Raw genomic sequence first — 9980 nt, forward strand, 5'->3', positions numbered from 1 at the left:
CTTTTTCTTTTTTTAATTTCTGCCACCATATTCCTTTTCCCTATCAGGCATCGGAAGTACATAAAATCCCTTACTGAAAGGAACCGTTACATTAGGTATCTCCTCAATATCCAACCGCTTGCAATATAAGAACCACTGTCCTTCACCGATAAACTCTTTCCGGTATTCTTTTCCGATAATGGTTTTCAACATCACATCAGTCGTCCCCTCTTCGGAGAGCATGCTTCCTTCATCAAAACCCCTATGCCTGCGCAATGTATTGATACAGTCCACGGCATCTTTCTTCGAGGCTGCGCATTCAGCCGCAATCAGCCACATCTCACTGATCCTGAGCAATGGCTGGCGATTGTTATAGTCGGAAGAAACCTGCCACAACTTAGTGCTACCAACATAATAACTTGACAGTGTTTCAAAATAATAATTATGCCGCCAATCAAAACCATACAAGTCGGTCTCAAATATTTCTGCACATACTTCCGCAGACATGATAAGCAAATTACCCGCAGTGCTGCTTTCTCCTTCTTTCAAATATCTTTCCGTCAACGACTTCAACCTTGTATTATTGAGCATAAAGATACACTCCGACTTAAAAATCCCGTCACGTGTTTCACGTGTATTGGTGGTAACATTGCTACTTGCTACCCAAGGATACTTGCCCGATCCGATTACTTCACGGGCATATCGCGACGCATTACTTTTATCATCTTTATAAAGATAGGCACGAGCCATCAAAGCACAAGCAGCATAGTAGTTGAAATGAAAATCACGTGTACCCAAGAAATCGGTAGCAGAATGGCCTGTCTTTATAGGGTCTGCCGCCAATAACTCCAATGCACGCTTCAAATCCTCAATCACCAGATCAATGCTCTCGGAAACGGTAGATAGCGGAGTGACCTCCTTCGATACTCCTTTCACATACGGGATGGCCTTTTCACCGGCACCGCTCGCATAGCTCTTACCAAACCACCGGAGCAGGTCGAAATGCAAAAAGGCACGCAAAGCATAGGCTTCACCTTCATAGACTTTTTCTTCTACTTCGGACAAAACTCCCCGATGTTCATCAATACCCTGCAATAAGATATTGACATTGGCAATCGCATTATACATACTGCTCCACACATTGTTGATCACCCCACGGCTGGCAGTACTCCCGTATTCAAACCGGTGCAGATGATAGTAAGTACCCGCCTCTTGTTTCCAAACATATTGTTGTCCCAAAGCATCTGCCATACCAAAAGTAAGGTTTGCCCCATATAGATTTTCAGCGCAAAGCGCAGTATAGATTCCTGTCAACTGATCTTTAAACCCATTTTTATAGCTGAACAAATCATCATATTTCACTTCAGACTTCGGACTGACGTCCAACCAGTCCTGACACGAAACACTTAGCAAAGACAAAAGCAGTATTCCAAGTATTCTTCTTATTTTTTGTATTTTTGCCATCATATCTTAACTATATTAAAAAGTTGCCTGTAAAGAAACCGAGTAAGTGCGGGCGAATGGATAGTCCAATCCTCTTTCCACCCTCACGGTAGATGCACGAAAAATATCGTTCATATAGAAACTGACCTTCAGTTGTGCGAGTTTAAGCCGGTTCAGAAAAGCTGTATGACGAAAATCATAGCCGACATTCAATATAGAAAAACGCAATTCATTCAAATCCTGAATAAAGCGAGAACTTGGTTTAGTCGTCTTATAAGGGCTATAAGAAAAATCAACAACATCTCCCGGTTGCTTCCAAACAGCATTATATATCCGCTTATCTACGTTCAGGCCGACATAGGCATTTTCCACACGGTTTACCAAAGTCTGGTTATACATTTGTCCTCCCAACTGATAATAGAAAGACATGTTCATGAAAATTCCTTTATAATCTAAGTTCAATCCGAAGGTACCTGTGCATTTCGGCATGGCATCTCCACACACAACTTGGTTCTCCGCTCTCCATTCTGTTGTCGTTTTTCCATCTTTAGTGAGGTATAATTCATCTCCTGTGGCCGGATCGATACCTAATGACCGTACAGCCCAAATAGCGTTCATTGATTCTCCTTCAATAAAATGAAGCTGAGGCTTGTTCGTTTTGCCGGCTATAATTTGACTATCTACTTCATCATTGTAGTTTTTCAAGGCATTTGATATTTTTTTAAGCTTATTCGAGTTTTTGGCAATAGAGAAAAATGCGCTTAAGTAACGATTATCTGCCGGATTATACAGAAGGTGCGCATTCAGCTTCAGCTCCATACCTCTGTTTTCAGTACTTCCCAAATTTTCCATATAACTTAGAAATCCCATAGAAGGCGGAATCGTAAGCGCCAAAAGTTGGTCTTCGGTCTTCTGTATATAGTAATCGTAACGAATACTCAGACGGCTAAAGAGATTAATATCAACCCCAATATTATAATCTTGGGTTTTCTGCCATTTCAAGTTGTCGTTGGGCAAAGTCATCAGGTAAGAGCCTATCCAATTATCATAAGCTTGCGTCTGATAATAACCGAAAGTGGCCAATGCCTGATAAGAACTGAAATTTTGCGCTCCGGTATAACCCGTAGAGGCTCTTACTTTAAATTGCTTCAACCAAGTAGCGTTTTCCATGAAATGTTCTTTATGCAAATTCCAACCCACACCTGCGGCCCAAAAATGTCCCCAACGGTTTTCTTTTCCAAAAAGAGAAGAAGCGCTGGCGCGATAAGAAAGATCGGCCAAATAACGATCATCATATGAATAGTTCAAAGCCGATAGTACACTGATCGAACGATTAATGCTTTCGTTTCCGGAAAAAGGTTGATTCGGATCCGGTTTCAGACCGGAGGCAATGAAGTTGATACGGTCATTGGGGAAGCCTATAACTTTAAATTTAGTAGTTTCTGACTGATTTTGCTGCATGTTCCAACCTACATTAAACAATAGCTGGTTTTTATTCAAAAGCAAAGAATAATTTGCCGTGACATCGGCCGATACAGAACTGATCTCTCCATCAGATTTGCTATAACTTCCCTTATCGAAAGAACGATCTTCGGAATAATTAAAAAAATAAGTGTGAGAGGCAGGATAAAAGTCTTCCCGTCTATTGAATGTTTTCGACAATCCCAGCCGCCCCGTCAGCTTCAATGATTCAAGCAACTGCCACTCTATATAAAAGTTATTAGTCAGATTTGTGTATTTACCGAGGTTTCTTGTACCAATAGTAACATTCCACAATGGATTTCCTTTGGTAACACCGACTAGGCCTCCACCACCTGTTGAACCTGCTATTTGCTTCAAGCTACCATTCTTATCATACGGTGTCCAGTATGGGTTCAACTCTGCATACTCAGAAAAAGAGCCATAAGGAGAATCATCTGCATGATTCAAAGTGGCATTGAATTGATTACGAAACAATAAATTCTTATAACGATAGGAGAGAATAAAACCTCCGGTGAACGTTTTACGACCAGAGCCTTTCATAATACCCTTAATATCGTTGTAAAGTAAATCTACACCATAACGAAGGCGTTCATCACCACCTTCCAAATAAACAGAATGCCGATGTCCGACGCCGGTACGCAAGGGTTGTGCCAGCCAATCGGTATCTACGCCACGTGCTATTTCGGATTGTATATTATTCAAATATTGTTCCCAAAACCACGGGTCGGAATACGAACCATGCGCTTTATCCACTTCAAACTTCTCACGGGCATTACAAAGATTATATCCGGTCAGATCGGGAATAGTCAGGTTCAAATCTCCCTTATAAGTGATTCTCAGTTTACCGGCTTCAGGCTTACGGGTTTCTATAACCACAACCCCATTAGCTGCTTTGGAACCATAAATTGCTTTTGCAGCAGCATCTTTCAACAAGACAATAGTCTCTACACGGTTCATATCTAAGTCGTAAATAGCAGTAACATCGGCCTCAAAACCATCCAATATAAACAACGGCTGGTTAGGATTCCCATTATACGTTCCTTTCAAATCAGGCATTGACTGCTGCCCACGCATTCGAATTTCAGGCATGGCATTCGGATTGGAACCTAAGTCCATATTCTCTACAATCTTGAAAGCCGGATCTATATTCTTCAAATTTTGCAATAAGTTTTGACTGCCGTTTCGCATCAATTCTTCTTTTCTAATAACAGTAGTAGCACCTGTGAAACTCTCTTTTTTACGCTCAAATATACCGTTAACAACTACTTCATCCACACTCTGCGTATCATCTTTCATGGAAATAAAAAGTGGCTTCCCTGTAAAAGACACAGATACAGTCTTCATCCCGATATAAGAAAACTTCACCTCCGTTATTTCCGTATTATAGGGAATTACAATATCAAAATTCCCATCAACATCACTGACGCCAGCCACAGAAGGGTCATTGGTAAGAATATTCACACCGGGTAAAGAGACTCCGGCAACATCCACTACACGACCTTTTATACGTTTCTGCTTCGTTTTCTGCAAAGCTGAAACCGTGACATATATCCCGTTAATCTTATAAGTTAACGGATAAGAGGCTAAAATAGCATTCATCACCTCATCAATTGTTTTCGATTTAATTTCAACTGTTACCTTAAAATGCTGAATCTCATTATAGGTAAACAAGAATTTGAATTTAGTCTCTTGTTCTAGCTTTTTCAGTACAGTTGACATGGCCTCATTCTGACATACCAAATCAATTTTCTGTGAAGTACTTTGCGCTAACACACTTTCACTCCCAATACTTCCGGTAAAAAAGAAAAGTAAGAAGAATAAAAACCATTTACGGAAGCTTCTCGAAAAACAAAAACTTTTCATAAACAATGATTGATTAAAGGTGACTTTTAATTAAATACGAAAAAAGAAAGCGTTTAGTCCCACTAAACGCTCTTTATTTTATTTTTCAAAACCTTTATTTTTGAAAAGCTATAATTTACGCCATCCCTCACTTGCGCAAAACGATTCATTTCACTTGCTCTTTAAGAGCGATGCTTCGTCTATCACAGGATGCGCTGCAAGCAGAACGATTCATTTCATTTGCTTTCTAAGACAAACGCTTATCTCAGCTTATTTCAATAGCAGTTCGATTGTCCTTTATTGGATTGCATTATTTTTCCATTTCACTGTCAACTTATTCTCTCCTTTTATAACAGAAAGATACTCATAAGCATTTAAATTCTCAATTACTTGATCGATATTATCGCCCCGCTCCGCAATAAAGTGTAATCGCAGATTCATAAGTGAGGGGTCCTGTTCTATCTCAACAGAAAAATTATACCAACGCCCGAGATCGCGTAAAATATCAGTAAGCGACACATCATCATAATAAAAGTAACCTTCCATCCACTGACTATAGTAGCTTGTATCGATTTTTCTCACTTGATAGCCATTCTCGGTACAAACAATGTCATCACCGGGAGTTAAAGTTACTTCCTCATTTTTATGCGGCAATCGTACGCATATCGAACCACGTACCAGTGTTACATGCGTTTCGGAATCTTTATAAGCTTTGATATTAAACTCTGTCCCTAACACTTGTGTTGTCATTTTATCAGTAACAATAATAAAAGGTTTATGCTCATCAGGTGCTACTTTGAAATAAGCTTCTCCGTCAAGTGTCACGACACGGTTCTTACCGGAAAAACGGGAAGGAAAAGAGAAACGGCTGTCTGCGTTAAGCCAAACTTCCGTACCATCGTTTAAAAGTATCTTATAAACCTTACCCCGGGGTATGGAAACAATATTATGACGGACCTTCTTGACATTTACATGAGTATAATCGGCTTCCCTTGCCGACAAAACAGCACCTTGCCGTTCTATACGAGGAACTGTATTATTAATTACCACCATCCGTTCTTCAGATACAGTGTTCTCTGATTCCTCTAAAACAACTTGCTGATCATCAGGGATTGAAGTTATCAATAATTCCATTTCTTGGCGTCCTTTCACTCTTTGTACCTGATGATCTGGCAAAACAAGGAAAACTGCCCCCAATATCATTGCAGCTGCCGAAATTCCACCGATAATATAATAGGCAAGAAACTTCTTTTTACGTTTAACAGTCAATAAAGTCGACGGTATCGAATGCTGAAATTTCTTCCACTCATCATCAACAGAAGGCTCTGTAAAATGGCAACGCAATAATGCTTGTTCACATTCGTAATCCAAGCCCTCTTCCAGTGCTTGATATACTTCTTTATCAAATTTATTATCTTTATTATTTGAGTCATTCATAAAGCTTACTTCCTCATAATATAAGATATTTATAACATTATCTATTACGAACCGGTTAATAACTTAGTCACTGCCTTTTTTTATATTTAACGGAAAAATATTGCCTGATAATATTCAATCCTTTCATCACATGCTTACGTACACCACTCTCCGAAAGTCCTGTTATTTCGGCTACCTCTACGTATTTCTTCTTATATATATAACATTCCTCCATTATTGTCCGAGTAAGTGGGGGCATCTGCTTTATCAAACTCATAATCTTCTGAATACGCTCTTCACTTTCCCTCCAATCATTTTCATTCCACTCTCGAAGCATCGCAAGATAAGAATCAGTTTTACCGACTATCATACCTAAACGACGAAGATAATCAATGCAAAGCCGTTGAAGATGAGTGTACATATAAACCTTTGCCGTTTCCATACGTAAAGTTTCAATATTTTCCCACATAAAATGAAAAGTATCGCTTACTAAATCTTTGCAAATTTCACTATCAGGAATAAAATGAAGGGCATAATAATAAAGACTGGAATAATTTTCTTTGAAAAGCGTCTCAAATTTATCTTTCAAAGTATCTGACCGACTGTTCTCTTTTTCTTCCTCCATACCGACTTTCGGGTATCTGAATAAAGTAGATAAATTACAGAATAACAAATGCAAATGTAGAAAAAGAAAATCAATCTTCCAATAATTCCCTAACCGTTTTTCCCAGAACGGGATGCAGCAGCTGCGGCGCAATTTCCGCCAAGGGCCGAAGCACGAAGTCACGTTCCGCCATCAGCGGATGGGGAAGAGTGAGCCGCGCTCCCGAAGGAGAGACGTCGGAAACAACCCAATCGTCGTAGAGCAGGAGGTCGATGTCGATAAGACGGTCTTTGTAGGCTCCATTTACCGATTTCTGTTTACGCCCCAGTCGGCGCTCCACAGACTGCGTACGCTCCAGCACATCCAAGGGCAGCAACCGGGTTTCTACACATGCCGCCGCATTGAGAAAGCTGTTGTCCGATGTAAAACCCCACGGGGCGGTGGCATAAAAAGCAGACAGGGAAACGACTTTCCCTATCTGCTCTTCGATATGCTTCAGCGCCAGGCGAAGGTTTCGCTCCTTGTCGCCTAAATTGGTTCCCAGACTGATATATACTCTGTGCATAGACACGCTGTTTCGCCTTTCTTCTTATTTCAGCGGAGAGAAGAACTCCACTTTCCCGCATCGCGGACACACATACAAATCAAAAGCCTCTTTGTTCTGAAAGATTTCGAACAGGTTGCCCAGCATACCCGTCTGAAAACCTTCATGAAACTTGTAGCTACCGGAGTAGAGCATGTGCGTGTGGCAGCGCAGGCAGTCCAGGCTCCGTCCGCCGTCTTCTCCTTCGGGCAGCTCGATGATTGCTCCTTCGGGAAAGCTGTAATTGCAGTTCCAGCATATTTCAAAGCTGTCTTCCACCTCTTCGTGGCAAATGGGACATATCTTCATCACACGGGGTTTTGTTATACAAAAGAAAATGTTTATTTATCCAGAATCAGCATCGCGTCGCCGTAGGTGCCGAAACGGTAACCTTCTTTCAGCGCCACGTCGTAGGCCCCCATCACCTGTTCGTAGCCGCCGAAAGCAGCCACAATCATCAGCAGGGTGGAAAGCGGCATGTGGAAGTTGGAGATCATCGAATTGGCCACCGTAAATTCGTAGGGAGGGAAGATGAATTTGTTGGTCCAGCCTTCGAACTCTTTCAAGTGCCCGTCGGTGCTCACGGCACTCTCGATGGCGCGCATCACGGTAGTGCCCACGGCGCAGACGTTCCTGTTGTTGTCTTTGGCACGGTTCACGGTTTTCACCGCCTCGGCATTCACGAACATCTGTTCGGAATCCATTTTGTGTTTCGTCAGGTCTTCCACATCGATGTCGCGGAAGTTGCCCAGCCCGGCATGCAGCGTAATGTAAGCGAAGTCGATGCCTTTTATCTCCAGCCGTTTCATCAGCTCGCGGCTGAAGTGCAGATTGGCCGTCGGCGCAGTCACCGCCCCTTCGTTGCGGGCAAAGATGGACTGGAAGCGTTCGGCGTCTTCCGGCTCTACCGGACGGTTGATGATGGTGTGCGGCAGGGGAGTTTCGCCCAAGGCATAGAGTGCCTTCTTGAATTCCTCGTGAGATCCGTCGTACAAGAAGCGGAGCGTACGTCCGCGCGAAGTGGTATTGTCGATCACCTCCGCCACCATCGAGTCGTCTTCGCCGAAATAAAGCTTATTGCCGATACGTATCTTGCGGGCGGGATCCACCAGCACATCCCACAGCCGGAGGTCTTGATTCAGCTCGCGCAGCAGGAACACCTCTATGCGCGCGCCGGTCTTCTCTTTGTTTCCGTACAGGCGGGCGGGAAACACTTTCGTGTCGTTGAAGATAAACACATCCTTATCATCAAAATAATCCAAAACCTCTTTAAACAGTTTGTGCTCAATCTTGCCTGTGTGGCGATGCAATACCATCAGGCGAGATTCGTCCCTGTACTTTGCCGGGTGCAAAGCGATTTTCTCTTCGGGTAACTTAAATTTGAATTGCGATAACTTCATAATATGTCTTAATTTTTAGATTCTTCCTCTGTTTCTATTTCCTGTTTGTCTATCCACTCTTTGAAGTATTCGGGGTTCAGGCAGTCCTCCAGCCGGACATCTCCCACACGCGTGCGAACCAGTTCGGTGAGATGCGCCCCGCTATGGAGCGCTTCGCCGATATCGCGCGCCAAAGCGCGGATGTAGGTTCCTTTGCTGCAAACCACCCGTATCCGTATCTTCGGTTCGGCATCGTCCAACCGGCATTCGAGCAGCTCTACTTCATCTATAACAAGCCGCTTCGGCTTTAGTTCAACTTCCCGCCCTTTGCGCGCCAGCTCGTAAGCACGCTTGCCGTCGACCATGCAAGCCGAAAAAGCGGGAGGTACCTGTTCGATGGTTCCCACAAAGCTTGCCAACACTTCTTCCACCCGCTCCCTCGTGATATGTCCGGTAGGATAAACGGCATCTATCTCGTGCTCCAGATCGTACGACGGAGTGGTCGCCCCCAGCCGGAGCGTAGCCACATACTCTTTGGTGTGATACTGGAACTCTTCAATGCGCTTGGTAGCCTTTCCCGTACAGACGATCATCACCCCCGTAGCCAGAGGGTCGAGCGTTCCGGCGTGTCCCACCTTCAGTTTCTTCACTCCCATCCGGCGGCAGATATGGTAGCGGGCATGCCCCACCACCTTAAACGAAGTCCACCCGAGGGGCTTATTAAAATACAATACTTCTCCTTTCTTAAAATCCACGTTTTTTGTTGTTTTCGTTCCAATGAATCAATTGTTCCACTCAACCGGCTTTAATCATTGCCCAAGTTCGGCGAGAAGGATTTCGGATAAATCCCGCATCCGACCGGCGATTTCAGACTTTTAATCTTAATCCTAAATTCAATCTCAACTTCAATATCGACGGCCTTACTACTATTTCTCTAACAATTGGTACAGACACCGATAGAGAAAGCTTTCAGGGCCTCTATATTCCTTCGCAGCTTCTCATGCTTTCATCACTAAGCCACCGATAGAAAAGCTTCACTGCTTCGATACTGCTTCTCAGCTTTTCGTCCTTCCATAACGAACCCGCCAATAGAAAAAACTTCGCAGGCTCAATATCACTTGGCGGTTTCTCATGCTTTCATCACTAAGCCACTGACAGAAAAGCTTCACTGCTTCGATACTGCTTCTCAGCTTTTCGTCCTTCCATAACGAACCCGCCAATAGAAAAAACTTCGCAGGCTCAATATCACTTG

The 9980-nt window shown here is 43.1% G+C and carries 9 protein-coding genes; all 9 read right to left on the minus strand.

From position 1 onward, the window contains the following. Nucleotides 1-12: 12 nt before the first annotated feature. On the minus strand, nt 13-1446 hold the full coding sequence (locus tag GGR07_RS06425; protein ID WP_122056451.1) for a RagB/SusD family nutrient uptake outer membrane protein: 1434 nt from the start codon (nt 1444-1446) through the stop codon (nt 13-15). A 12-nt stretch (nt 1447-1458) separates the two neighbouring features. Continuing rightward, on the minus strand, nt 1459-4767 hold the full coding sequence (locus tag GGR07_RS06430) for a SusC/RagA family TonB-linked outer membrane protein (protein WP_081724049.1): 3309 nt from the start codon (nt 4765-4767) through the stop codon (nt 1459-1461). A 276-nt stretch (nt 4768-5043) separates the two neighbouring features. After that, entirely contained in the window at nt 5044-6183 is a 1140-nt protein-coding gene (locus GGR07_RS06435; protein ID WP_021644647.1) for a FecR family protein, read from the minus strand. Between the two features lie 67 nt (nt 6184-6250). Then, the gene (locus GGR07_RS06440; RefSeq protein WP_051990655.1) at nt 6251-6787 is read right to left on the minus strand and encodes an RNA polymerase sigma factor; all 537 of its coding nucleotides are present in this window, start codon (nt 6785-6787) and stop codon (nt 6251-6253) included. Between the two features lie 70 nt (nt 6788-6857). Next, nucleotides 6858-7331 (minus strand): 2-amino-4-hydroxy-6-hydroxymethyldihydropteridine diphosphokinase, encoded by a 474-nt coding sequence (gene folK / locus GGR07_RS06445; RefSeq protein WP_034543600.1) that lies wholly within the window; start codon nt 7329-7331, stop codon nt 6858-6860. Between the two features lie 24 nt (nt 7332-7355). Further along, nucleotides 7356-7658, minus strand: a complete 303-nt coding sequence (locus GGR07_RS06450; RefSeq protein WP_021644650.1) for a hypothetical protein — start codon at nt 7656-7658, stop codon at nt 7356-7358. Between the two features lie 32 nt (nt 7659-7690). Beyond that, nucleotides 7691-8749: a tRNA preQ1(34) S-adenosylmethionine ribosyltransferase-isomerase QueA gene (gene queA, locus GGR07_RS06455; RefSeq protein WP_021644651.1), complete on the minus strand. Its 1059-nt coding sequence runs from the start codon at nt 8747-8749 to the stop codon at nt 7691-7693. Between the two features lie 8 nt (nt 8750-8757). Further along, nucleotides 8758-9483 carry a tRNA pseudouridine(55) synthase TruB gene (gene truB, locus GGR07_RS06460; protein ID WP_034543601.1) on the minus strand — a complete coding sequence of 242 codons (726 nt, stop codon included), beginning with the start codon at nt 9481-9483 and terminating at the stop codon, nt 8758-8760. Nucleotides 9484-9783: 300 nt separating this feature from the next. Continuing rightward, a partial coding sequence (locus GGR07_RS13785) for a hypothetical protein (protein ID WP_221213949.1) occupies nt 9784-9980 on the minus strand: 197 nt, incomplete at its 5' end.

It is taken from the genome of Bacteroides pyogenes, from assembly GCF_014196225.1.
GTDB classification, from domain to species: Bacteria; Bacteroidota; Bacteroidia; order Bacteroidales; family Bacteroidaceae; genus Bacteroides; species Bacteroides pyogenes_A.

What these genes read in the sequence shown, in the direction of transcription:
- GGR07_RS06430 (WP_081724049.1), bottom strand. Translation starts at nt 4,767, where the DNA reads ATGAAAAGTTTTTGTTTTTCGAGAAGCTTCCGTAAATGGTTTTTATTC.
- GGR07_RS06425 (WP_122056451.1), bottom strand. Translation starts at nt 1,446, where the DNA reads ATGATGGCAAAAATACAAAAAATAAGAAGAATACTTGGAATACTGCTT.
- queA (WP_021644651.1), bottom strand. Translation starts at nt 8,749, where the DNA reads ATGAAGTTATCGCAATTCAAATTTAAGTTACCCGAAGAGAAAATCGCT.
- GGR07_RS06440 (WP_051990655.1), bottom strand. Translation starts at nt 6,787, where the DNA reads ATGGAGGAAGAAAAAGAGAACAGTCGGTCAGATACTTTGAAAGATAAA.
- folK (WP_034543600.1), bottom strand. Translation starts at nt 7,331, where the DNA reads ATGCACAGAGTATATATCAGTCTGGGAACCAATTTAGGCGACAAGGAG.
- GGR07_RS06450 (WP_021644650.1), bottom strand. Translation starts at nt 7,658, where the DNA reads ATGAAGATATGTCCCATTTGCCACGAAGAGGTGGAAGACAGCTTTGAA.
- GGR07_RS06435 (WP_021644647.1), bottom strand. Translation starts at nt 6,183, where the DNA reads ATGAATGACTCAAATAATAAAGATAATAAATTTGATAAAGAAGTATAT.